The sequence below is a fragment of the Streptomyces sp. NPDC018045 genome (genome assembly GCF_044327445.1).
Taxonomy (GTDB): Bacteria; Actinomycetota; Actinomycetes; order Streptomycetales; family Streptomycetaceae; genus Streptomyces.
On the sequence record NZ_JBIRFL010000004.1, the window covers coordinates 569,077 to 592,767 of the forward strand.

The window sequence follows — 23,691 nt, forward strand, 5'->3', positions numbered from 1 at the left end:
TCCACAGGGCATAGTGCAGGCATTCACCGAAAGCCGCGAGGGGGCGTGATGCGCGACGCGCGAACACGGTTCGGGGCGCGGCCGGCCCTGTGGGGCGGCTGGGCGGCGCTGGCGGGCGGGGCGGTGCTGTGCGCGGTCGGCTGGTACGGCGTCTCGGGCGAGCGGTTCGCCGAGCGTCAGATCCCGTTCCTGGCGTCCTGCTCGATCCCGGGCGCCGCCCTGATCATCGCGGGTGCCGTGCTGGTGGCGCGGGGTGACCAGGGCCTGGCGGCGGCGCGCGTCGAGGAGTTGTACGGGCTGCTGGTGACGTACGGGGACGACGGGACACCGCCGGACGCCTCCGGGGCGCCTGTCGCGCGGCAGGCCGGGGCGGACGCCGCCGGGCCGCTCCTCACCGTCCCCGGCGGAACGCTCCTGCACCGGCCCGACTGCCCCCTCGTGACCGGGCGTCCGGACGCCCGGCCCGCCGACGACGGGGCCCCGGCAGCGGACGGCCCACCGCCCGCGCCGTGCCCCGTCTGCGAGCCGGACGCCCCGCGCACCGGCGCCCGGCGGTGAGCTCGCTCTCGTACGACCTCACCCTGGCGGGGCTCGCGGTGGGCAGCGCCGCCGCGCTCACCGGCATCGGACTGATCGTCACCTACCGGGCCACCGGCGTGCTGAACTTCGCGCACGGCGCCGTCGCCATGGTGTGCGCCCACGTCCTGCGGCAACTGGCGGTCGGCTGGAACTGGCCGCTGCCGCTCGCCGCCGCCGTCACCCTCCTCGTCGTCGCCCCGGGCATCGGGCTCGTCCTGGACCGCGCCGTCTTCCGCCCGCTGTCCGTGCGGGGCGCCGGCCCGGCCCGCACCCTGGTCGCCTCCCTCGGCGTCTTCGTCCTCCTGGTCGGCGGCGCGGGACTGGCGTGGGGCCCGGGGGCGCGCGCGGACGCGCCCGCGCTGCTGCCCGACGACCCCTGGGTGCAGCTCGGCACGGCCGTCGCCCTGGCCGCCGGGGTCGCCGCCGTCACCCGCTGGACCCGCTTCGGACGCGCACTGCGCGCCGTCGTCGACAACCGCCCGCTCGCCGTCCTCGGCGGCATCGACGCCGACCGGGTCGCCGCCGCGGGCTGGGCCTTCGGGTCCTGCACCGCCGGGCTGACGGGCGTGCTGCTGGCCCCGCTGCTGCGGCTGGACCCGTACGGGCTGCCGCTGCTCGTCATGGAGGTGATGGCGGTCGCGGTGGCGGCCGGGCTGCGCAGCCTGCCGGTGGCGGTGGCGGTGGCCCTGGCGATCGGTGTCGCGCAGAGCCAGCTCACCCGGCTGCACCCGGGCGGCAGCCTGGAACCGCTCGTCCAGGCCGTCGGCGCCAACCTGTTCGTCGTGGCCCTGCTCGCCGCCGCCCCGGCCCTGCGCGGCCTCGGCGTCCCCCGCGCCCCGGACGCGCCCCACGGCACCACGCCGGCCCTGCGCACCGGCCGGCTGCCGGACCACGACGGCCGCGCCTGGCTGGTCTGCGGCATCCTCTTCCTGCTGCCCCTGGGCTTCGCGGGCGGCGATCTGCGCACCGCCGTCCAGGTACCGGCGCTCGCCGTGGTGCTGCTCTCCTTGGTCGTCGTCACCGGGCGCGGCGGCCAGATCTCCCTCGGCCAGGCCGCGTACGCCGGGCTGGGCGCCCTGTTCACCGCGCTGCTCGCGGCCGGCCGCTTCCCCGGCCTGCCGGCCGTCCCCGGGCTCCCCGCCCTGCTGCTGGCCGTCCTGCTGACCGCGCCGCTCGGCCTGCTCACCGGCCGGCCCGCGCTGCGGCGGCACGGCCTCGCGACGGCCCTGGCCACCCTCGCCTTCGGCGTCGCCGTCAGCCGGTTCGTCTTCGCCCAGCCGTACGCCACCGCCGGGCTCGCCCTCGACCGCCCCGCCGGTTTCGCCGACGACCGCGCGTACTACGTCCTCGAACTGGCCCTGCTCGGCCTCGCACTGCTCGCCGTGGCGGCGCTGCGCCGCGGCCGTACCGGGCGCGCGCTGGCCGCGATGCGCGACCACGAGCCGGGGGCGGCCGCCGCCGGGGTCCCCGTACCGGCCCTGAAACTGGCGGCCTTCGCGGCGGGCGCCGCCCTGGCCGCGCTGGGCGGCGGCATGCTCGGCATGGCGCTGCGCGCCTTCGATCCGGCGTCCTACGACCCGGTGCGCGGCCTGTTGTGGTTCGCGGCCGCCCTCGTCCTGGGCGCCGACAGCCTGCTGGGGGCGCCCGCCGCGGCGGTGCTGCTGGTCGGCCTGGACTCGGGGGCCGAAGGCGGCGCGGCGGCCGCGGTGATCGGCGTACTCGCCGTGCTCGCCGGACGGCTCCCGGACGGCCCGTACGCCGCCGCCCGCGCCGCCGCCGCCCGCCTGACCGGCACCGTCGAGCCACGGCTGACTCCTCTGGGCGAGCGGATACGGGGGCGGCTGGCGCCGGTGCGCACGCCGGCGGACCGTATGGCCGAAGGGCGCGTCCCCGAATCCCGCGCCCCGGCCCCGCCCCCGCGCTCACCCGGGCCCGCCCTCCGCAAGCCGCTGCCCCCTCCCCCGCCTGCCGCTCCCGTACCCCCCGTTTCCCACCGCCCCGCCGGCCGTCTCACCGCCCGTGCCCTCCAGGCCCGATACGACGGCTTCACCGTCCTGGACGGTGTCGACCTGGCCGTGGCGCCGGGCCGGATCACCGCGCTCATCGGGCCCAACGGCGCGGGCAAGAGCACCCTGTTCCACTGTCTGTGCGGCACCCTGCGCCCCGCCGCGGGCCGGGTGCTGCTCGACGGGGCCGACATCACCCACCGCCCCGCGCACGTCCGGGCCCGCCTCGGACTGGCCCGGACCTTCCAGCAGCTCGCCGTGTTCGAGGGGATGACAGTGGCCGAGAACGTCCGGGTCGGCGCCGAGCGGAGCGGCGTCGCGGACCCGGCCGCCGCCACCGGCCGGGCGCTGGAGCTGCTCTCCCTCGGCGGGCCGCTGCGCGCCACGCCCGTCGCCGGGCTGGACACCGGCACCCTGCGCCGCGTCGAGCTGGCCCGCGCCCTCGCCGGCCGCCCGCGCACCCTCCTGCTGGACGAGCCCGCCGCGGGCCTGGACGGCGCCGAGGTGGCCGCGCTGGCCGCCGTGCTGCGCGCCGTGGCGGCCGACGGCACGGCCCTGCTCGTCGTCGAGCACGACCTCGACCTGGTCGCCGGGCTGGCCGACACGGTCTACGCGATGGCGGCGGGCCGGATCGTGACCCGGGGCCCCGCCCGGCGCGTCCTGGCGGAGCCGCGGCCGTGACCGGGCGGCGGCGTACGGGGCGCGGGGCGCGGCGGAGCGGGACGGCGACCACGACGGCGACGGCGGCGGTGGCATGAGCGTCGAGACGGCCCTGTGCGCGGCCCGCGTCCGGTACGGCTCCCTGGAGGCCCTGCACGGCGTCGACCTGGCCGTGCCCCGCGCCCGCGTCACCGTGCTCCTGGGCCGCAACGGTTCCGGCCGCACCACGGTCCTGCGCGCCCTCGCGGGAACCGTGCCGCTCACCGCCGGACGCGTGCTGTGGCGCGGAACGGACGTCACCCGGCTGCCCGCGCACGCCCGCGCGCGCCGCGGGCTGACCCTGGTGCCCGACCGCGGCGCCGTGTTCGGCACGCTCACCGTCGGCGAGCAGCTCGAACTCGCCGCGCCGGACGGTGCCGCCGGACCGGCCCTGGCGGCCTACCCGGAGCTGCGCGCGCTGCTCGGCCGCCGCGCGGGCACCCTCTCCGGCGGCGAGCAGCGGATGCTCGCCGTGGCCCGCGCGCTGGCCGGGGCCGCCCGGCTGCTCCTCCTCGACGAGCCGACCCAGGGCATGTCACCGGCCGCCACGGCACGGACGCACGCGCTGCTCGGCGACCTCGCGGCCGCCGGGCGCACCGTCCTCGTCGCCGAGCAGGCGCTGCCGCCCGCCCTGCGCCGCGCCGCCACGGTCGCGTACGTCCTGCGGCGCGGCACCGTCGCCTTCGCCGGCGAACCGGCCGAGGCGGCCGCGGCGGCCCGCCTCACCGGGCTCACCAGCCCGGGCCCACCGCCCAGCCGGTGAGCCCGGACAGCGCCCGGTCCCGCTTGCCGAGCCCGTACCGCTTGGCGCAGTACGGCCAGGCCGACCAGCCCTGCGTGCGCCGCACCCGTTCGGCGACGGCGATCTGCTCCTTACGGGTGGCGAGGTCGGCACGCGGCGCGTAGGCCAGACCGCCGTACTGCTTCCAGGTCGACTGCCGGAACTGCAGTCCGCCGTAGAACGCGTTGCCGGTGTTCTTGCGCCAGTCACCGCCGCTCTCGCACTCGGCGATGCAGTTCCACGGACCCTTGCTGAGCGAGCAGCCCGCCGGGGACGGCAGGGTGCGTGCCGCATCCCGCGCCTGCGCGCCGCCGGGCACGCACAGCAGGACGACAGCCGGGACGAGGGACAGGACGACCGCTCTGCGACGGCCGGTGTTCGCGAGACGCTTGGGCATCAGCGCCCGAAAAGAATGGGACATCGGGTCACGCTAAACAGGGGCGGGCGGGTACCGGCGCCGCCGCGCCGGGCAGCGCGACGCCCCACCCGGTCGGTGGACGGCCGGGTGGGGCGTTCGGCGGACGGGCGCCGGGGCGGGGCCGTCCGGCCGGCCCGCGCGTGCCGCGCGGCGGCCCCGTGGCTCAGACCGTGAGCCGCTGCCCCGGGATGATCAGGTTCGGGTTGCCGCCGACGACGGCCCGGTTGGCGACGTAGAGCTGACGCCAGCTCACGTGGTGCGCGGCGGCGATCCGGCTGAGCGTGTCGCCCTGCCGCACCGTGTATCCGCCGCCGGCCCGCGCCCTGCCGCGGTCGGCGTGTGTGCCGCGTGCCTTCTTGCCGGCCTTGGCGCCCACATCCCGGCGTACGTCCTTCTGCACGTACCGCTTGCCGCCGCTCTGGCCGGAGCGGAACGCCTTCGGCGCCTTGGGCGCGCTCCCGTACGCACCGGCACGGGCGGCGCAGGTCGGCCAGGCGCCCCAGCCCTGCGACGCCTGGACCCGGGAGGCCACGGCGATCTGCTGGGCCCGGCTGGCCCCGGCGGCCGTCGGCGCGTAGGCCGTGCCGCCGTGCGCGCGCCAGGTGCTGTTGGTGAACTGCAGACCGCCCGAGAAGCCGTTGCCGGTGTTGATGTGCCAGTTGCCGCCGCTCTCGCAGCGGGCGATGCGGTCCCACACTCCGCCGTCCGCCGCCTGCGCCGGTCCGGCGGTGGCGGCCACCAGCGCGAGCGGGGCCACCAGGGCCGCCCCGGCGAGCGCGGCGATGTCACGGCGTATGACGCCCTTCGAAAAAGGCATGGAATCCCTCTCCACGACCCCGGGAGTCCCCCTGGTGACGCGGCGCGGACGCGTCTTGCGTCCCCGGACCGCGGCACCCCGCCCGCCGCGGGGTGGTGCCGGTCGTGCTCGGTGGTGCTGCGTACGGTGCATCCGGTGCCACCCGGCTCGGCTGGTGTGCCGGGTCCGGTGTGGCGGGCCGGCCGTGGTGCGGGCCGGCGGACGGTGCGGACGGCGGGCGTCCCCGGGTGGTGCTCGGTGCACACGGCCGGTGAATGTAGGGAGGCTCACGCGCTGTTATCAACCGCGCTGCCGTCCTGCCTGGCCAGTCGGGCGTTACCGGAGGTATCAGCCAAAACAGGCCACCCACTTGATTCCTCGATTTCCGCATTTGTCACCCCGGCGACCAAATGATCTGTGACCCACCTCACCACCCCAACTTCCTTGTCCGCTGCACGAGTTGACATGGAGTGAGGGCTTCCGGCGGATATCTCACACTCCGCTTCGAACGGTTCGATTCCGTACCCGGCCGCGCGTGACTCCTGCCACAGATCGCCCGTTGTCCTGGTACGAGCCGGGGACCCCCCGGCAGCCCGCGCAACGATCGAGGAGCCATCCGTGCCGCGCATGCTCGACGTCAGTGACGACGTTCGCGCCGAGATCGGTGACGAAGAAGCCGACCGCCTGCTGGCCGGTGGCAACGCCCCCGGCAACTACGACTGCACCTCCTGCCGCACCCCCGGCGACAGCGAGCAGGAGCGGACCAGCACCGTCCTGTTCGTGGGCGAGGAGACCGCGGTGCTCGCCTTCGCCCACGCGTCGTGCATCCCCTCGCAGGTCGTGCCGGTCTCCGAGGAGCAGCTCCAGGGCGCCGTGCGCTCCATCACCGGCGAGGACGGCCACGCCGAGCCGCCCGCGGGGCCGCCGCCCGCCACCCCGTTCGCCGCCCTCCCCGGCGAGCACCGGCAGGCGACACTCGGTGTCACCTGCGGCCTGGTCCTGGTCGAGGACGACCTGCGGCCGGCGCTGGTCGTCGAGCCCGCCGGTCCCATCGCCCGCCCCGGCTCCACCGAGCCGGGCGACATGTTCCTCCCGCTGCTCCTGGAGCACGGCTTCGCCCCGGTGGCGGACATGGCCGTCCTGCCCGCCCCCAACCCGGGCTGGTCGGTGCTGCTGGCCGCCGGGCAACTGCACGCCATCCTCCAGCCGGGCGGCGACGGCGGCCAGACCAGTTCCTGGTGGCAGGCGCACCAGCCGCTGCCCGTCTCGGACGGCTGGCGCTCCGCCGCCGCCAAGGCGCAGACCGTCCTGGTGTACGCGGCCCCGGTGGGCGCCGTCGGTCACCAGCCGCGGGAGGACCTGATGCGCGAGGCCATGGAGAAGGCCGCCGCCGAGGGCAAGCTGGTGGCCGCCTCGATGCCCCTGGCGGGCACCTGACCCCCGCGCAGCCGGTGCCCGGCCCCCGCCGGGCCCCTCTCCCCACCACCTCCCGGCCGCTTCGCGCCCCGCTCACTCCGGGCGGCGCGGGGCGGCCTACCCGTACCGGGCGGGGCCGGGGCGGTGCAGCGGACAGCCCCGGGGAGCCGGTTCCGCGGGCGGGTCGTGAGCCGGTCGCACTCCCCTCCGATCAGCCGATTCTTCGCAGAGCCCGCATCCCGGGAGCATCCGGGTCGTTGGCACAGACGTGCACCCATACGACCCCTCCTCCCGCGTCCCGTATCCCTACCAGATCCCCGGCATGCGCCCGTCGCACGACGCGACCACGGCGACCATGGCGGCCCCCCACGCCGCCCCCGCCTCGGCCACGCCGATCTACGACGCGCTGTACGCCGAGTACCGCCGTTCCTTCCGGGCGCTCCCGGGGGACCGGAGCGGCGAGGAAGGGCTGAGCGCCGAGGCGATGCGGAGCATCTGGGGCCGTACGACCAGCGCGACCGGCCACCTCCCGTCGGCCGGCCACTGGGAGCCGGTCTCCCGCCAGCCGTACCACGGCCACCCGCACCACGCGGGCGGCCACCACCGGGGCCACTTCCCCCCGGCGCTGCCGCCGGCGCCCCGCGAGTACCGACCGCACGGCCACTGACCGGCCCCTACGCCCGCGCGTACGCGAACGGTGGCGGGGCGGACCCTCAAGGGCCGCCCCGCCACCGTCATCCGTCGCCGAAGCGGCGGCTACTTCTTCTTGCTGCGCTTCTCGCGCACCCGTACGGAGATGTGGATCGGCGTCCCCTCGAAGCCGAACTCCTCACGCAGCCGGCGCTCGACGAAGCGGCGGTAGCCGGCCTCCAGGAAGCCGGAGGCGAAGAGCACGAAGCGCGGCGGCTTGGTGCCCGCCTGGGTGCCGAAGAGGATGCGCGGCTGCTTGCCGCCCCGGATCGGGTGCGGGTGGGCGGCGACGATCTCCCCGAGGAAGGCGTTCAGCCGGCCGGTGGGCACGCGGGTCTCCCAGCCCTCCAGCGCGGTCTCGATCGCCGGGACGAGCTTGTCCATGTGCCGACCGGTGCGCGCCGAGACATTGACCCGCATCGCCCACGGGATCTGCACGAGGTCCCGCTCGATCTCCCGCTCCAGGTAGAAGCGGCGCTCCTCGTCGAGCTGGTCCCACTTGTTGTACGCGATGACCAGCGCGCGGCCCGCCTCCACGGCCATGGTGATGATCCGCTGGTCCTGGACGCTGATGGACTCGCTCGCGTCGATCAGGACGACCGCGACCTCGGCCTTCTCCACGGCGGCCGCGGTACGCAGCGAGGCGTAGTAGTCCGCGCCCTCCTGGAGGTGGACGCGCTTGCGGATGCCCGCGGTGTCCACGAACTTCCAGGTCTTGCCGCCCAGCTCGATCAGCTCGTCGACCGGGTCGCGGGTGGTGCCCGCGACCTCGTTGACGACCACCCGCTCCTCGCCGGCGACCTTGTTCAGCAGGGAGGACTTGCCGACGTTCGGGCGGCCGATCAGCGCGATCCGGCGCGGCCCGCCGAGCGGGGCGCCGAAGGTCTGCTCGGGCGCCTCGGGCAGCGCGTCGAGGGCGGCGTCCAGCATGTCGCCGGTGCCGCGGCCGTGCAGCGCGGAGACCGGGTGCGGCTCACCGAGGCCCAGCGACCACAGCATGGCCGCGTCCGCCTCGCCGGACGGCCCGTCCACCTTGTTGGCGACCAGCACGACGGGCTTGCCGGCCCGGCGCAGCAGCTTGACGACGGCCTCGTCGGTGTCGGTGGCGCCGACCTTGGCGTCCACGACGAAGACCACCGCGTCGGCGGCCTCGATCGCGAACTCGGCCTGCATCGCCACGGAGGCGTCGATGCCCAGTACGTCCTGCTCCCAGCCGCCGGTGTCGACGACCTTGAAGCGGCGGCCGTTCCAGTCGGCCTCGTAGGTGACCCGGTCCCGGGTGACGCCGGGCTTGTCCTCGACGACCGCCTCGCGGCGGCCGATCATGCGGTTCACCAGGGTCGACTTGCCGACATTGGGGCGGCCGACGACGGCGAGGACGGGCAGCGGGCCGTGCCCGGCCGCGGCGATGTCGCCCTCGACCTCCTCCGGGTCGAAGCCCTCCTGCGCGGCGAGCTCCATGAACTCCGTGTACTCGGCGTCACCAAGCGCACCGTGCTCGTCGCCGGTGGGGGTCTGGTCGTTCATGAAGTCCGTTCCTCGTTCTCCGTCATCGGTGCCCGCTCGTCCGCGGGCCGCCGTTCAAGTCTCGTTCAGTGCCCGGTCAGGCGCCTGGCCTGGGCAAGGTGAGCGGTCAGCCGCTCCTGTATGCGCGTCGTCGCCGCGTCCAGCGCCGTACGGGTACGCCGTCCGCTGCCGTCACCCGCCGCGAACGCCGCGCCGAAGACGACGTCCACGCGGCTGCGCAGCGGCGGCACCGCCTTTATCGCCCGGCTGCGGCGCTCCGCGCTGCCCAGCACGGCCACCGGCACCACGGGCGCGCCGGAGCGCACCGCGAAGTACGCCAGGCCCGCGCGCAGCGAGGCGAAGTCGCCCTCGCCCCGGGTGCCCTCGGGGAAGATCCCCAGCACACCGTCGTTCGCCAGCACGGCCAGCGCGTCGGTGACGGCCTTGCGGTCGGTGCCCGAGCGGTCCACCTTGACCTGGCCGATGCCGCGCAGGAACGGGTCCAGCGGGCCGACGAACGCTTCCTTCTTGATCAGGAAGTGCACCGGCCGCGGCGCGGTGCCCATCAGCATCGGGCCGTCCAGGCCGTGTGCGTGGTTGACCGCGAGGATCACCGGCCCGGTGGTCGGCACCCGCCAGGCGCCCAGCACCCGCGGCTTCCACAGCCCGTACATCAGGCCGATGCCGATCCGCCGCCCGACCGCCGCGCCGGCCGCGCTGGGCAGCCGGTCGCCGGCCGCGGCCCGTCCGCCGCGCGTCACCGCGCCGCCTTCGCGGCCATCGCCGCCTCGGTCAGGGTGACCACGCACTCGATGACCTGCTCCAGCGTGAGGTCGGTGGTGTCGACCTCGACCGCGTCGGCCGCCTTGGCCAGCGGCGAGGTCTTGCGGCTGGAGTCGGCCGCGTCCCGCTTGACCAGGGCCTCGCGGGTGGCCGCCAGGTCGGCGGCCTCCTTGCCGGTCAGCTCACCGCTGCGGCGGGCCGCGCGGGCCTCCGGCGACGCGGTGAGGAAGATCTTCAGGTCGGCGTCGGGCAGCACTGTGCTGCCGATGTCCCGGCCCTCGACGACGATGCCCGCCGGGGCCCCGGCGGCGATCTCGCGCTGCAACTCGGTGATCCGGGTCCGTACCTCGGGGACGGCGCTGACGGCGCTGACGGCCGAGGTGACCTCCTGGGTGCGGATCGGACCGGCGGCGTCCAGGCCGTCCACGGTGATCGTCGGTGCGGCCGGGTCGGTGCCGGAGACGATCGTGGGCTTGGCCGAGGCGTCCGCCACGGCCACGGCGTCGTGCACGTCGAGGCCGTTGCTCAGCATCCACCACGTGATCGCGCGGTACTGGGCACCGGTGTCCAGGTAGCCGAGCCCCAGCTTGGCGGCGACGGCCTTGGAGGTGCTGGACTTGCCCGTGCCTGCGGGGCCGTCGATGGCGACAATCACTGCAGCCGGGGCGGTCCGGGCGGGGGTTTCCACGGTGTCGGGCACCTTCCTCGATCACGGGGCGGGACGGGGGCCGCTGCTCGGGGCCCCGCACAAGGTTACTGGCTGGCAGCGGCGCCCCGTGCAGCCCGTCGCCCCGGCCGCCGGAGCCCGGCCCCCACCCCGGGCCCCGGACCCGGCTACTGGCGGATCGACCAGCCCCGCTCGCGCAGCTCCGCCGCCAGTATCGGCGCCGCCTGCGGTTCGACCATGAGCTGGATGAAGCCCGCCTGCTGACCGGTGGCGTGCTCGATGCGTACGTCCTCGATGTTGACCGCGGCCCGGCCGGCGTCCGAGAAGACGCGGGCCAGCTCGCCGGGCTGGTCACCGATGTGCACCGCGACGATCTCGTACGCGGCCGGGGCGGCGCCGTGCTTGCCCGGCACCCGCTCGCGGCCCGCGTTGCCGCGCAGCAGCACGTCCTCGACGCCGCGCGCGCCCTCGGCCCGCTCGTCCTCGTCGGCCGCCTCCAGCGCGCGCAGCGCCCGTACGGTCTGCTCCAGGTCGGCCGAGACCTCGCTGAGCACATCGGCGACCGGCCCCGGGTTGGCGGAGAGGATGTCCATCCACATCCGGGGCGCGGACGCGGCGATCCGCGTCACGTCCCTGATCCCCTGGCCGCACAGCCGTACGGCGGTCTCGTCCGCGCCCTGGAGGCGGGCGGCGACCAGGCTGGAGACGAGCTGCGGCGTGTGCGAGACCAGGGCCACGGCCCGGTCGTGGGCGTCCGCCTCCATGACCACGGGCACCGCGCGGCACAGCGCGACCAGCTCCAGCGCCAGGTTGAGCACCTCGGTGTCGCCGCCCTCGGACGGGGTCAGGACCCAGGGCCGCCCCTCGAAGAGGTCGGCGGTCGCGGCGAGCGGTCCGGAGCGCTCCTTGCCCGCCATCGGGTGGGTGCCGAGGTACGCCGACAGGTCGCAGCCCATCGCCTCCAGATCACGGCGCGGGCCGCCCTTGACGCTGGCGACGTCGAGGTAGGCACGGGCGGCGCCGCGCCGGATCGCCGCGGCCAGCGTCGGCGCGACATGGGCGGGCGGTACGGCCACCACGGCCAGGTCGACCGGGCCCGGCGGCTCCTCGGCGGTGCCCGCGCCGAGCGCGGCGGCGGTCTCGGCCTGCGCCGGGTCGTGGTCGGCCAGGTACACCTGGACGCCGCGGGCGTGCAGCGCGAGAGCGACGGAGGTACCGATCAGGCCGGTGCCGACGACGAGCGCGGTCCTCACTGGGCGATGTCCTTCCGCAGGGCCCCGGCGGCACCGAGGTAGACGTGCGCGACCTCGGCCTTGGTGCGGTCGGTCTCGACGTGCGCGAGGACGCGCACCACGCGCGGCATGGCGCCGGCGACGTCCAGTTCCTGCGCGCAGATCAGCGGGACGTCGGTGATGCCGAGCCTGCGGGCGGCGGCCGCGGGAAAGTCGCTGTGCAGATCGGGGGTGGCGGTGAACCACACACTGATCAGGTCGTCCGGGACCAGGCCGTTGCGCTCCAGGACGGCCGTCAGCAGCGCGGACACCTGCTCGTGCAGATGCCCGGCTTCGTCCCGCTCCAGTTGCACGGCCCCGCGTACCGCTCGTACCGCCACGTCACCGCTCCCCAGAAATCCGTGTACGGCGCCCGGCACGCGCCCCGCGCCGGCCGCCGTCTTCCTCCCCGTCAGCCTAGCCAGGTCCGGGGCCGCGGCACGACGCCGGCCGGTCCGCGAGACACGGACCGGCCGGGTACGAGACACGTGACCGCGTTTCGTGCGGTACCGCAGAACCTCTCTAGCGCCGTCCGGCGATCCGGTGGCGGCGGGCGACGAGGTCCTGGAGGGCGGGGTCCTGCGGTATCCGGCCGTCGGGGGTCAGCCGGTCCACGGCCTGCGGCAGGGTGTGCGCGAGCTGCTGTGCCGCCTCCTGGGCGCTGACACCGTGCTCCTCGGCGATCCGCTCCAGCGTCTCGCCGGGCAGCGCCTGGGCGACCTGCTCGGGGGTGACCGGTTCGTTGGCGCCGCGCCCCACCCAGGAGTGCGCCTGCCGTCCCAGCTCCCCCTGGAGGAGCTTGCCGAGCACGAGCTGTATGCCACCGCCCTGGCCTCCGGGGCCGCCGCCGTGTCCATGGGGCCCGGTGCCGCCGAGCGCCCCCAGCAGCGATCCGACGAGGTTTCCTGCCGCGCCGCCCCGGCTGCCACCGGGCAGCCCGCCCATCAGTCTCCCGAGGTCTGGTGATCCCGTCATGTCCGTGCCCTTCCGCGAATTGCCGGCAATGTCGATGAGGCCCGCGCGACGAGTGACTTCTTTCCAACGTACCGATGCGCGGGGTTTCCGCCACCCGAAACCGGCTGGCGCCGACCGCTCCCACCAGCCACAATGCCGCTCATGCCGTCCTCAGCCGCAGGCCACGCCCTGGTCACCGGTCACACCGTCTACGCCTGCGTGACGGGCTCGCGCGCCTTCGGCCTGGCCACCGACGCCAGCGACACCGACCGGCGCGGGGTCTACCTCGCGCCCACCCCGCTGTTCTGGCGTTTCGACAAGCCGCCCACGCATGTGGAGGGGCCGCGCGAGGAGGAGTTCTCCTGGGAGCTGGAGCGCTTCTGCGACCTGGCGCTGCGCGCCAACCCGAACATCCTGGAGTGCCTGCACTCCCCCCTCGTCGAGCACGCCGACGCCACCGGCCGCGAACTGCTCGCGCTGCGCGGCGCGTTCCTCTCCCGCCAGGTGCACCGCACCTTCGTCGGCTACGCGGCCGGCCAGCTCAAGAAGCTGGAGGCGGACGTACGGCAGTACGGGGCGCCCCGCTGGAAACACGCGATGCACCTGCTGCGGCTGCTGCGCACCGCCCGTGACCTGCTGCGTACGGGCGTCCTGACGCCGGACGTCGGCGCGGCGCGCGAGGAACTGCTCGCGGTCAAGCGCGGCGAGGTCCCCTGGAGCGAGGTCGAGCGCCGGACGGCCGTACTGGCCGAGCAGGCCACGGCCGCCGAGCCGGGCTCCCCGCTGCCGCCGGAGCCCGACCGCCGCCGCGTCGAGGACTTCCTCCACCGCACCCGACGCGCGTCAGCGCTCCGCTGTGCGGAGCCGGGCGCGTACGACGAGGTCGTGTAGCGCGTCGTGGCCGCCGGGGCGTCCGGCAGCGCGGAGGCCGACTGCGCCGCGTCCAGCCGGCCGTGCAGCTCCGCCCCGTCCGCCCGCAGCCGCGCCGCGTCCACCAGCTCGGCGACGGGCCCGTGCTCCGCCTCGGCCTTCTCGAAGAGGCGCCACCGGGTGTTCGCGAAACCCCGGTAGGGGTGGGCGTGGTGACGGGTGAGGACGGCGGGCGCCGGCGCCACCGGTTCCTCGTGCACCGCGCTCGTGCGCACCACCAGGGGCGAGAGGAGCTGCTCCGGTACGCAACCGTTGCGCCGCAGCATCAGCCGCGCGCACTTGCGCAGGTCGTGGGTGACGAGGTCCAGCTCGACGCCGTCCCGGTCCGCCGTCCAGGAGCGGGTCTCGTCCGGCTCCCGCAGCCCGACCAGGGCCGCGGTGGGCAGCAGGTGCGCCCCGCGCAGGCCCACGTCGGAGTCGCGGGCCGGGAAGCCGTACAGATGCGCGCCGGAGACCGCCGCGAAGACCAGCGGGTCGCCTTCGCCGTCGGTCACCGCGCCGAGGCCGAGATCCGGCAGCCCGGCCGCCCGCAGCGCCGCGCCGTCCGGCATGCCGTCAGCCGTCCCACTCCGTCCCCCGTGCCAGGAGCTGGTCGCGGTACTCGATCCGGCCCGCCCACTCCGCGGGCCACGCCCCGGCGCCCAGGTGGGCGCCCGCGAACGCGCCGGCCAGGCAGGCGATCGAGTCGGAGTCGCCGGAGGAGCAGGCGGCCCGGCGCAGCGCGGTCAGCGGCTCGTCCGGGAAGAGCAGGAAGCACAACAGGCCGGTGGCGAGCGCCTCTTCGGCGATCCAGCCGGCGCCGGTGGCCCGGCACGGATCGGCATCGGGGGCGGGCGCGCGCAGCGCCGCGTCCAGCCGGTCCAGCGCGCCGAGGCAGTCGTCCCAGCCGCGGGTGGCGAAGTGCTCCGGGGACGGGTCCTGGGCGTGCCGCCACAGGTCGCCGAGCCAGTCGGCGCGGTAGACGGTGCGGCTCCCGACCGCGCGCAGCAGGCCGGTCAGCTCGTCCGGCCGGGCACCCTCCGCGAGCAGACGCACGGCGTACGCCGTCAGGTCGCCGGCGGCGAGGGCGGTCGGGTGCCCGTGCGTGAGCGCGGACTGGAGCTGCGCGGCGCCGGAGCGCTGCTCGCGGCTCGGTCCCGGCGCCGGCCCCACGGGCGCCACCCGCATGTTCGCGCCGCGGCCCTTGGAGCCGGTGCGGCCGGCCTCGGTCCACGGGCGGGTCTCGTCGCCGAGCAGGCGGCAGGCGGTGCGGCGGTGTTGCCGGACGCCCGGTCATGGTCCGGGGAGCGCCACCACGCGACGAAGGTGCGCCGTACGGGCGGGAGCAGGTGCGCGGCGTCCAGCCCGCCGGTGCCGCCCGCGGCCGCGACGGCCGTGCGCAGACCGTGCCCGATGAGCGGTCCGGTCGCGGCGGACGCCATGAAAGAACCACCCCTCAATCGTCATGGTGACGATTGAGGGGTGGTTCCGCCGCCCCGCAAGATCGGAGCGCGCTGCCGGGGCCTAGAGATCGACCTCGCGCATCAACATGCCGACCTCGGTGTTCGTCATCCGCCGCAGCCAGCCGGACTTCTGGTCGCCCAGCGAGATCGGCCCGAAAGCCGTCCGCACCAGCTTGTCCACCGGGAAGCCCGCCTCGGCCAGCATCCGGCGCACGATGTGCTTGCGGCCCTCGTGGAGGGTCACCTCGACCAGGTAGTTCTTGCCGGTGTTCTCCACGACCCGGAAGTGGTCGGCGCGCGCGTAGCCGTCCTCTAGCTGGATGCCGTCCTTGAGCTGCTTGCCCAGGTCACGCGGCAGCGGACCCTGGATCGCGGCCAGGTAGGTCTTCTTCACGCCGTACCGGGGGTGGGTCAGCCGGTGGGCCAGCTCGCCGTGGTTGGTGAGCAGGATGATGCCCTCGGTCTCCGTGTCCAGCCGGCCCACGTGGAACAGCCGCGTCTCGCGGTTGGTCACGTAGTCGCCCAGGCACTGCCGCCCGTCCGGGTCCTCCATCGTCGAGACGACACCGGCCGGCTTGTTCAGCGCGAAGAAGAGGTACGACTGCGTGGCGACCGTCAGGCCGTCCACCTTGACCTCGTCCTTCTCCGGGTCGACCCGCACACCCTGCTCGGTGACGATCTGCCCGTTGACCTCGACCCGCGCCTGGTCGATCAGCTCCTCGCACGCCCGGCGCGAGCCCATGCCCGCACGGGCCAGCACCTTCTGCAGACGCTCGCCCTCCTGGTCACCGAACGTCTTCGGCGTCTTGATCGGCGGCTTGCTGTGGCGGGCGCGGTTGCGCTCCTCCACCTGCGCGTCGTACTCGCGGGGGCGGGCGGGGGCCTGGCCGCGGCCACGCTGCTGCTGGCCCTTGGCGCCGGGCTTGCCGCCGCTCTTCGGGCTCGTACGGGGGCCGCCCTTGGCGCCGCCGCGGGCGGCCGCGCCGCGGCCCCTGCGCTCGTCACCGCGGTCCGGGGCACCGCCACGGCCGCCGGAGCCGCCCTGGCCCCCACGGCCGCCGGAACCACCCCGGCCCGCGCCGTCGCCGCGGCCCTGTCCGCCGTCGCCCACGTCGTAGCGGCGCTCCTCGGGACGGGGCCGGCCGGCGCGCTGCTGCTTCTCGTCCTTCTTGTTGCCCGCACCCCGGTAGTTGCCCCTACCGGTGTCCCTGTTGTTCCTGCCGCTGCTTCGCATCAATGATCCGTCTGAGAGTCGCCGCTGTCGTCTACGTCGAACGACGGAACACCTTCCCGGGAATCGCCCTCGACCGCCTCCGCCTCCGGGAGGAAGGGAGCGAGCTCCGGAAGCTCGTCCAGGCCGCGCAGGCCCATCCGCTCCAGAAAGTAGTTCGTCGTCCTGTACAGGATCGCACCTGTTTCAGGTTCCGTCCCCGTCTCCTCCACCAGACCGCGCTGGAGAAGGGTGCGCATCACACCGTCACAGTTCACACCGCGTACGGCCGAGACCCGGGAACGGCTGACCGGCTGACGGTACGCGACCACGGCCAGAGTCTCCAATGCGGCCTGCGTCAGCCGGGCCTGTCGGCCGTCCAGCACGAAGCTCTCCACGGCGTCCGCGTACGCGGGCCGGGTGTAGAAACGCCAGCCCCCGGCCACCAGCCGCAGGTCGAAACCGCGCCCCTGCCGGGTGTAGTCCTCCGCCAGCTCCCGCAGCGCCAGCGCCACCTCCCGGCGGGGCCGCTCCAGCACCCTGGCCAGGTGCTCCTCGGTCGCGGGCTCGTCCACGACCATCAGTACCGCCTCCAGCGCGGGCCGCAACTCCAGGTCCGCGACGCCGAGCGCCCCGGCCGGGGCGCCCTCGTCCGCGTCCCCGTACGCCTCCGCCTCGCTCACAGCGTGTCCCTCTCCGCCTCGTCCGCCCGGGCCCGCGGCCCCGGCTCCCGGTCGAACTCGTCCGTCACGACCGGCTCGGTCTCCGCCCCGCCCGTCCACCGGACCGTCAGCGCCCCCAGAGCCTGGTCCTGGTCCAGCTCCACCACCCGCTCCCGGTACAGCTCCAGCAGCGCGAGGAAGCGGGCGACGACGGTGAGCGTGTCCGGCGCGTCCCCGGCCAGCTCGGCGAACCCGGCCGTACCGGCCACCCGCAACCGCGCCACCAGCACCTCCGCCTGCTCCCTGACGCTGACCAGCGGCGCGTGGACGTGATCGACGTACACCTGCGGCCGGGCCCTGGGCTGCATCGCCTTCACCGCGAGCCGCGCGAACCCCTCGGCGCCGATGCTGAGGGCGACCTCGGGCAGCAGCTCCGCGTGGTGCGGCTCCAGGCCGACCGTACGGGGGTAGCGGCGCCCCTCGTCCGCCAGGCGCTCGCCGAAGATACCGGCGATGCGCTTGTACGCGCGGTACTGGAGCAGCCGCGCGAACAACAGGTCACGCGCCTCCAGCAGCGCGAGGTCCGCCTCGTCCTCCACCTCGGCCGCGGGCAGCAGCCGCGCCGCCTTCAGATCGAGCAGCGTCGCCGCGACGACCAGGAACTCCGTCGTCTGGTCCAGGTCCCAGTCCGGCCCCATGGCCCGGATGTACGCCATGAACTCGTCCGTCACCCGGGACAGGGCGACCTCGGTGACGTCCATCTTGTGCTTGGAGATCAACTGGAGCAGCAGGTCGAACGGCCCCTCGAAGTTCTCCAGCCGAACGGTGAACGTACCGTCACCGGCCTCACCGTCCTCGACGGACGGGGCGTGGTCTTCGGTGGTGGGCATCGTGGTCCAGATCGGGGGTGGCGGGTCCCCAAAGCGTAGCCGCCACGGGGGCGGCCGAATTTCTGTACGCGCCCCCGGGGGCGCGTTTTGCGCTTACGGTCCGGTGGTGGAGGGCTCGGGGCCCCGCAGGGATCACTCTCCCCCGGCCGAAGGCTGGGGAGAGTTGGCCCCCTGCGCGCCCCCGCCCCACGACGAAACCAATGGCGATCCGCACGACAGCGCAAACCCTCGCGCGAAGCGCGAAACGCCCACCCACACGGGGGCGCACCCGCGACGAGAGGCCCAGCCCCCTGAGGCCATCGTTTCGGCCCCCACCGGGAACGCGTCAGCGCCCCCGCAACCGCCGAACCAAAATGCTCGCGTCACCACGCGACTCCAGGTCCGCCAGGACCACCGCCACCGCTTCGCGGACGATCCGGCCGCGGTCGACCGCGAGGCCGTGCTCGCCGCGCAGGACGAGACGGGCGTGTTCGAGGTCCATCAGCTCCTCGGCGGAGACATAGACCGTGATCTTCTCGTCGTGCCGTTCGCGGCCGCTGGGCCGCCGGTTCGCACCGCGGCCGCGGCGGCGGGAGGACGCGGCCTGCCGGTCCGCGGCCGGCTGCGCCTCCGTGTCCTGCCGGCGGCGCCCCTTCGGGGCATCCGCCTCCGTGCCACGGCCGCCGTGCTCGGCCGGCGCCGAGCCGTCGGTGCCGGTCTCCGGTGCGGGCCCGGGCCCGGACTCGGACCGCCGCTGCCGCGGGGTCGTTTCCTCGCCGGCCACCGGCTCGGACTCGCCGCCGGGCGCGGGCACACGCGGCGTCTCCCCGTTGCCCGGCGGGACCCCATTGGCCTTGCGGGGCGCCGGGGACTGCAGCCCCGACCCCCCGGTCGTGCGGAACAATTCGTCGGCTCCGGGCAGACTCACTCGGCGTGACACCGGGCGAGCACCTCCCTGGCGAGCTGACGGTAGGCGGCGGCACCGACGGAGTTGGACGCGTACGTGGTGATCGGCTCACCCGCGACGGTGGTCTCGGGGAAGCGCACCGTACGGCCGATGACGGTGTGGTAGACGTGGTCGTCGAAGGCTTCCACGACGCGCGCGAGGACCTCGCGGCTGTGCACGGTCCGCGAGTCGTACATCGTCGCCAGGATGCCGTCGAGTTCCAGGTCGGGGTTGAGCCGTTCCTGGACCTTCTCGATCGTCTCGGTGAGCAGCGCCACACCGCGCAGCGCGAAGAACTCGCACTCCAGCGGGACGATGACCTTGTGAGCGGCGGTCAGCGCGTTGACGGTGAGCAGGCCGAGGGAGGGCTGGCAGTCGATGACGATGTAGTCGTAGTCGGCCATCAGCGGCTTCAGCGCGCGCTGCAGTGTCGACTCGCGCGCGACCTCGCTGACGAGCTGGACCTCGGCGGCTGACAAATCGATATTGCTGGGCAGCAGGTCCATGTTCGGGACCGCGGTCTTCAGCAGCACCTCGTCGGCCGACATGCCCCGCTCCATGAGCAGGTTGTAGACCGTCAGGTCCAGTTCCATCGGGTTGACCCCGAGCCCGACGGACAGCGCGCCCTGCGGGTCGAAGTCGACGAGCAGCACCCGTCGGCCGTATTCGGCGAGCGCGGCACCCAGGTTGATGGTCGAGGTGGTCTTTCCCACCCCGCCTTTCTGGTTGCACATCGCGATGATTTTGGCGGGGCCGTGGTCCGTCAACGGTCCTGGAATCGGGAAGTAGGGAAGGGGGCGCCCGGTCGGGCCGACGCGTTCGCGGCGCTGACGGGCGGCGTCCGGCGCGAGCGTGGCCGCGTATTCGGGGTCCGGTTCGTACTCCGCGTCCGGGTCGTAGAAGTGCCCCTCGGGCAGGTCGTCGTAGTCGGCGAGCCGGGCGGGATCTGAGCCGCCCCGGTCGCCGGCCATGGCGTTCACGTGATGGCCGTCCATGCTCTGGTGGGCTGTCGTCGTGGTGCTCTGTTGGGTCGCGAAGGTGTGGACAGCGACGGAGCCGACAGCCTGGAGCCCCGAGGGACCCTGGCCCCGTGCAACCGCTCCTGGTCGACCACCTCCGGGAGTAAATGTCGACTCATTCACAAGTCGTCTTACCTCCTTGGATGTGACCAGGAAACTTATCGATAGGTCAGCGTGGCACTATGCCGACGGTTGGCGACTCTATGGCGTGTCGGGCGTTCGCAGCAACACAATCCGCCGGACCCGGCCCGATGTGTCGGCAATCGAACATGCTGATGTCAAGGGTGCAAGCCGCACAAGCCCAAGGTTTCGAGGGTGTGCGAATCGGTTAAAGGGTTACGTTCTCGGCGAGTTGGGGTCCACCCGTGCGCATCGGGACGTGCGGCGTGTCGGTGAACGGCCGCGGCCGGGCCTTGTGGACAAGGCCCGGCCGGCAGTACGTCATTGACGCGCGCTATTGACGCCTCAGCCGAGCAGCGCCGCCAGGTCGGTGGCCTCCAGGCCGTGCGCCTCGGCGACGGGGCCGTAGACGACCTTGCCGTCGTGGGTGTTCAGACCCTTGGCGAGGGCGGCGTCGCGGCGCAGCGCCTCGACCCAGCCGTTGTTCGCCAGCGACACGATGTACGGCAGCGTGGCGTTGGTCAGCGCGTACGTGGAGGTGCTGGGCACCGCGCCCGGCATGTTGGCCACGCAGTAGAAGACCGAGTCGTGGACCTGGAAGGTCGGCTCGGCGTGGGTGGTGGGCCGGGAGTCCTCGAAGCAGCCGCCCTGGTCGATGGCGATGTCGACAAGGACACTTCCGGGCTTCATCTTGGCGACCAGCTCGTTGGTGACCAGCTTCGGGGCCTTGGCGCCCGGGATGAGGACCGCGCCGACGACGAGGTCGGCCTCGACGACGGCCTTCTCCAGCTCGTAGGCGTTGGAGACGATCGTCTGCACCTTGGTGCCGAAGATCCGGTCGGCCTCGCGCAGCTTGTTGATGTCCTTGTCGAGCAGGGTGACGTGGAAGCCGAGGCCCACGGCGATCTGCACGGCGTTCCAGCCGGAGACGCCGCCGCCGATGACGACCGCCTTGCCCGCGGCCACGCCCGGCACGCCGCCCGGCAGCACGCCGCGGCCGCCGGCCTGGCGCATCAGGTGGTAGGCGCCGACCTGCGGGGCGATGCGGCCCGCGACCTCGGACATCGGGGCGAGCAGCGGGAGCTGGCGGCCCGCGGTCTCCACCGTCTCGTAGGCGATGGCGGTGGTGCCGGACTCCAGGAGGGCGTCGGTGCACTCGCGGGAGGCGGCCAGGTGCAGGTAGGTGAAGAGGGTCTGGTCCTTGCGGAGGCGGTGGTACTCCTCCGCGATCGGCTCCTTGACCTTCAGCAGCAGGTCCGCGGCGGCCCAGACCTCGTCGGCGGTGTCGAGCAGCTCGGCGCCGGCCGAGACGTACTCCTCGTTCGGGATGGCGGAGCCGAGGCCGGCGTCCTTCTCGATGACGACCTGGTGGCCGTGGCGGACCAGCTCGTGCACACCGGCGGGCGTGATCGCCACCCGGAACTCGTTGTTCTTGACCTCGCGGGGGATGCCGACCTTCACGTCGATCACGGTCCTTGTAAGAGAGCTTGCAGGGGAAAAATCCATGCATGGGAAACATGCCGGGACTGACCGCGGCGTCCGCGGCCTGGCCAGTCTATTTAAGGATTCTGAGTTGTCTAGCCTTGCAAAGCATCAATTACTGAGAGGAGCACCACCGATTTCGTAGGTCACTGTGGGTGATCTGAGAGGAGTCGTTCCCCCAGACCCCGGTGCAGCCTTGCGGCCGCTGGGTCGCCGAGCCGATCGAGGGTGTCCGCGATCCGCAGTTGCAGCGCCGCCTCCAGCCGTCCGTCCCGGGCCTCGGCGGCCAGGGAGAGGGCCGCGGTGCAGGTCCGCAGCGACTCCTCGGGCCGCCCCGCGTACTCCTGCACCCGCGCCGCCTCGCCGAGCGCGCGGGCCTGACCCGCCACGTCCCCCAGCCTGCGATACGCCCCGTAGGCGGCCCGCCACTCCTTGAGCGCCTCGCCCCAGCGCGCCGCATAGGTGTGCACCGCGCCGATCCGGCCGTGCAGCCGCGCACCGTCCGCGTTCTCGCCCCGGGTCAGGCGCAGCTCCAGCGCCCGCCCGTACCAGTCGGCGGCCCGCTGCCAGTCCCCCAGCTCCGTGTACGTGCCTCCCAGCGACTCCAGCGCCCGTACCGTCGCGATCGGGTCCCTGACCTCGCGCGCCGCGGTCAGCGCGCCCCGGTAGCGGGCCATCGCGTCCGCGGTCCGCCCGGCCTGCGCGTCCAGGTCGCCGAGGTTGAGCAACGCCGCCGCCCGCTCCCGCGAGAGGCCGCGCCGTTCGGCGACCTCCAGGACCAGACCGTGCAGGCCGTAGAGGTCGGGGGCGGCGGCCTCGGCGCCCTGGTGGGCGATCAGGGTGCGTACGATCGCGGCCATCAGCCGCCGGTCCAGGGTGTCCAGCTCGCCCTCCTCGACGGCGATGCGGGCCGCCTCCAGAAGGGCGGGCCGCCGGCTGCGCAGCCAGGCGGCGGCCGAGGCGGCGGAGGCGAAGCGCAGCGAGCGCGGCAGACCGGCCACCTTCTGGCGGGCCGGTGACCCGGAGGGTTCGCCGAGCGCCCGGCAGGACTGGAGCAGCCGTACGGTGCGTTCCAGCATCCGGGCCCTGGCGAGCTGGATCTCGGCGGGCCGCTCCTTCTCGTGCAGCGCGGCGCGGACGAGCCGGACCAGGCAGCCGGGCATCCGGTACTGCGCCTGGAGACCGGCGCTCCCGGCGGCCGGGACCCCGGGGCCCGGCAAAGGCGGCTCCGCGCCCTCCACCGGCCTCAGCAGCCCCCGGGCGGCGAAGTCCTGGAGAGCCGACTCGGCCGCGGCGACCGAACAGCCCGCGAGGGCGGAGGCGATGTGCGCGTCCACCAGTCCGGCCGGGGCGAGGGTGATCAGCCGCAGGGTGCGGGCGGCGACCGGCGGCAGGGTGTCGTAGACGAGGCGGAAGGCGCGGGCCAGGGGGCGGCCGCCGGCCGGTTCGCCGGCCGGCTCCGGTACGTCCCGCAGCGCCTGGAGGAGGTCGGCGACGGAGTTCTTGGGGTGCCCGGCGAGCCAGCCGCCCACCAGGACGAGCGCGGCGGGACGGCCGCCGCACTCCTCGGCGACGGCGTCGGCGGAGCGCGGGTCGACGGTGATGCGGATGGGGCCCGCGTACCGGCTGAGCAGTTCGACGGCGGACGCGTTGTCCAGGCCGCCCAGGGTGCAGGGCCGTACGTCCGTGATGCCGGTCAGCGGGCCCTCGGAGACCGCGACGACGAGGCAGCCGGCGGCGTCCGGCAGCAGCGGCTCGACCTGCTCGGCGCCGGCCGCGTCGTCCAGCAGGAGCAGGGTGCGGCGCTCGGCGAGGGCGGCGCGCAGCGCCTCGGTCAGCTCGTCCTCGGCGGCACCGGGCTTGACCGGGGCGCCGAGTGCGGTGAGCAGGTCGCGGGCGACGAGGTCGAGGGGTACGGGGCCGCCGCCCGGGGTGGTCAGGGTGGCGCGCAGTACTCCGTCGGGGTAGTCGTCGGCGAGTTGCCGGGCCAGTTCGGCGGCGAGGGCACTACGGCCGGAGCCGGGGCGCCCGGCGATCAGCAGGACGCGGCTGCGGGCGCCCCGGCGGCCGGAGAGGGTGTCCAGGCCGGTGCGGGCGATGTCGGCACGCAGCGCCTTCAGCTCGCGGCGACGGCCGATGAAGCCGCCGGCCGCGGTGGCGGCGGGCGGAACGGTCCGGCGGGCGGCGGGCCCGCGGCCGCCGGAGCCGACCGCGGCGGTGTGCCGCGCCGGATCCCGGCCCGGGGCGGCGCGGCCGGTGGCGGATTCCGTGGTCGTGCCGTCCGGGTCCGGTCCCGGCCGCTGCCGTGCCGCCGTCGCGGGTCCGCCCGCCTTCCCCGGCGGGACGTGTCCCCCGCCCACCGCCTGATCCGCCACGGGTCACGCTCCCGTCCACCTGCGCTTACGAGCCCGCCGCGGTCGCGTACGGGCACGCCGTCGAGCGTAG

Annotated in this window: 21 protein-coding genes and 2 pseudogenes; 6 read left to right on the forward strand and 17 right to left on the reverse strand. The window is 74.7% G+C overall.

The genetic code is table 11. The features are described 5' to 3' along the window. Positions 1-48: 48 nt before the first annotated feature. The 3 genes from ACH4EB_RS13410 to ACH4EB_RS13420 all read left to right on the forward strand — a co-directional run bounded on the left by ACH4EB_RS13410 (position 49) and on the right by ACH4EB_RS13420 (position 4,047). The gene (locus ACH4EB_RS13410) at positions 49-558 is read left to right on the forward strand and encodes a hypothetical protein (protein ID WP_398347555.1); all 510 of its coding nucleotides are present in this window, start codon (positions 49-51) and stop codon (positions 556-558) included. After that, the gene (locus ACH4EB_RS13415; RefSeq protein ID WP_398347556.1) at positions 555-3,266 is read left to right on the forward strand and encodes an ATP-binding cassette domain-containing protein; all 2,712 of its coding nucleotides are present in this window, start codon (positions 555-557) and stop codon (positions 3,264-3,266) included. Before ACH4EB_RS13410 ends, ACH4EB_RS13415 begins: the two co-directional genes overlap by 4 nt. A gap of 73 nt (positions 3,267-3,339) precedes the next feature. Further along, the gene (locus tag ACH4EB_RS13420; protein ID WP_398347557.1) at positions 3,340-4,047 is read left to right on the forward strand and encodes an ATP-binding cassette domain-containing protein; all 708 of its coding nucleotides are present in this window, start codon (positions 3,340-3,342) and stop codon (positions 4,045-4,047) included. On the opposite strand, the gene ACH4EB_RS13425 is transcribed toward ACH4EB_RS13420, so the two are convergent. Together ACH4EB_RS13425 and ACH4EB_RS13430 are read right to left on the reverse strand one after the other, a co-directional pair. Next, the gene (locus tag ACH4EB_RS13425; protein ID WP_398347558.1) at positions 4,016-4,486 is read right to left on the reverse strand and encodes a transglycosylase family protein; all 471 of its coding nucleotides are present in this window, start codon (positions 4,484-4,486) and stop codon (positions 4,016-4,018) included. The two genes, ACH4EB_RS13420 and ACH4EB_RS13425, sit on opposite strands and share 32 nt — an antisense overlap. Positions 4,487-4,646: 160 nt before the next feature. Next, complete coding sequence (locus ACH4EB_RS13430; protein ID WP_398347559.1) at positions 4,647-5,300, reverse strand: transglycosylase family protein; 654 nt, start codon at positions 5,298-5,300, stop codon at positions 4,647-4,649. A 606-nt stretch (positions 5,301-5,906) separates the two neighbouring features. Here ACH4EB_RS13430 and ACH4EB_RS13435 point away from each other — a divergent pair. Both ACH4EB_RS13435 and ACH4EB_RS13440 read left to right on the forward strand, forming a co-directional pair. Beyond that, the gene (locus ACH4EB_RS13435; protein WP_398347628.1) at positions 5,907-6,716 is read left to right on the forward strand and encodes a hypothetical protein; all 810 of its coding nucleotides are present in this window, start codon (positions 5,907-5,909) and stop codon (positions 6,714-6,716) included. Between the two features lie 247 nt (positions 6,717-6,963). Next, complete coding sequence (locus tag ACH4EB_RS13440; RefSeq protein WP_398347560.1) at positions 6,964-7,362, forward strand: hypothetical protein; 399 nt, start codon at positions 6,964-6,966, stop codon at positions 7,360-7,362. A gap of 89 nt (positions 7,363-7,451) precedes the next feature. Here the strand turns inward: ACH4EB_RS13440 and der are convergent, their stop codons facing one another. The 6 genes from der to ACH4EB_RS13470 all read right to left on the reverse strand — a co-directional run bounded on the left by der (position 7,452) and on the right by ACH4EB_RS13470 (position 12,587). Beyond that, complete coding sequence (gene der, locus ACH4EB_RS13445) at positions 7,452-8,912, reverse strand: ribosome biogenesis GTPase Der (RefSeq protein ID WP_398347561.1); 1,461 nt, start codon at positions 8,910-8,912, stop codon at positions 7,452-7,454. A 65-nt stretch (positions 8,913-8,977) separates the two neighbouring features. Further along, positions 8,978-9,565 (reverse strand): lysophospholipid acyltransferase family protein, encoded by a 588-nt coding sequence (locus tag ACH4EB_RS13450; protein ID WP_398347629.1) that lies wholly within the window; start codon positions 9,563-9,565, stop codon positions 8,978-8,980. Positions 9,566-9,648: 83 nt separating this feature from the next. Next, complete coding sequence (gene cmk / locus ACH4EB_RS13455; RefSeq protein ID WP_398347562.1) at positions 9,649-10,362, reverse strand: (d)CMP kinase; 714 nt, start codon at positions 10,360-10,362, stop codon at positions 9,649-9,651. 146 nt (positions 10,363-10,508) lie between these two features. Beyond that, entirely contained in the window at positions 10,509-11,594 is a 1,086-nt protein-coding gene (locus ACH4EB_RS13460) for a prephenate dehydrogenase (protein ID WP_398347563.1), read from the reverse strand. Continuing rightward, entirely contained in the window at positions 11,591-11,953 is a 363-nt protein-coding gene (aroH, locus tag ACH4EB_RS13465; RefSeq protein ID WP_398347564.1) for a chorismate mutase, read from the reverse strand. The genes ACH4EB_RS13460 and aroH overlap by 4 nt, the downstream gene beginning before the upstream one ends. 181 nt (positions 11,954-12,134) lie before the next feature. After that, positions 12,135-12,587, reverse strand: a complete 453-nt coding sequence (locus ACH4EB_RS13470) for a YidB family protein (protein ID WP_398347565.1) — start codon at positions 12,585-12,587, stop codon at positions 12,135-12,137. A 141-nt stretch (positions 12,588-12,728) separates the two neighbouring features. On the opposite strand from ACH4EB_RS13470, the gene ACH4EB_RS13475 reads away from it, so the two are divergent. Continuing rightward, a complete protein-coding gene (locus tag ACH4EB_RS13475; protein ID WP_398347566.1) occupies positions 12,729-13,457 on the forward strand; it encodes a DNA polymerase beta superfamily protein in 729 nt (242 codons plus the stop codon). Here ACH4EB_RS13475 and ACH4EB_RS13480 read toward each other — a convergent pair. From ACH4EB_RS13480 to ACH4EB_RS13520, 9 genes and pseudogenes are all read right to left on the reverse strand, one after another. Further along, a pseudogene (locus ACH4EB_RS13480) lies at positions 13,410-14,047 on the reverse strand (DNA polymerase beta superfamily protein). The gene ACH4EB_RS13475 and the pseudogene ACH4EB_RS13480 sit on opposite strands and share 48 nt — an antisense overlap. A 4-nt stretch (positions 14,048-14,051) precedes the next feature. After that, a pseudogene (locus ACH4EB_RS13485) lies at positions 14,052-14,890 on the reverse strand (ADP-ribosylglycohydrolase family protein); the annotation flags it as partial. Between the two features lie 109 nt (positions 14,891-14,999). Next, on the reverse strand, positions 15,000-16,172 hold the full coding sequence (locus tag ACH4EB_RS13490; protein ID WP_398347567.1) for a pseudouridine synthase: 1,173 nt from the start codon (positions 16,170-16,172) through the stop codon (positions 15,000-15,002). Further along, positions 16,172-16,831 (reverse strand): SMC-Scp complex subunit ScpB, encoded by a 660-nt coding sequence (gene scpB / locus ACH4EB_RS13495; RefSeq protein WP_398347568.1) that lies wholly within the window; start codon positions 16,829-16,831, stop codon positions 16,172-16,174. Before scpB ends, ACH4EB_RS13490 begins: the two co-directional genes overlap by 1 nt. Continuing rightward, entirely contained in the window at positions 16,828-17,700 is an 873-nt protein-coding gene (locus tag ACH4EB_RS13500) for a segregation and condensation protein A (RefSeq protein ID WP_398347569.1), read from the reverse strand. Before ACH4EB_RS13500 ends, scpB begins: the two co-directional genes overlap by 4 nt. Before the next feature lie 325 nt (positions 17,701-18,025). Continuing rightward, complete coding sequence (locus ACH4EB_RS13505) at positions 18,026-18,607, reverse strand: hypothetical protein (protein ID WP_398347570.1); 582 nt, start codon at positions 18,605-18,607, stop codon at positions 18,026-18,028. Next, the gene (locus ACH4EB_RS13510; protein ID WP_398347571.1) at positions 18,604-19,620 is read right to left on the reverse strand and encodes a ParA family protein; all 1,017 of its coding nucleotides are present in this window, start codon (positions 19,618-19,620) and stop codon (positions 18,604-18,606) included. The genes ACH4EB_RS13505 and ACH4EB_RS13510 overlap by 4 nt, the downstream gene beginning before the upstream one ends. A 489-nt stretch (positions 19,621-20,109) precedes the next feature. Continuing rightward, the gene (ald, locus tag ACH4EB_RS13515; RefSeq protein ID WP_398347630.1) at positions 20,110-21,225 is read right to left on the reverse strand and encodes an alanine dehydrogenase; all 1,116 of its coding nucleotides are present in this window, start codon (positions 21,223-21,225) and stop codon (positions 20,110-20,112) included. 167 nt (positions 21,226-21,392) lie between these two features. Then, the gene (locus ACH4EB_RS13520) at positions 21,393-23,621 is read right to left on the reverse strand and encodes a tetratricopeptide repeat protein (protein ID WP_398347572.1); all 2,229 of its coding nucleotides are present in this window, start codon (positions 23,619-23,621) and stop codon (positions 21,393-21,395) included. Between the last annotated feature and the right edge of the window lie 70 nt (positions 23,622-23,691).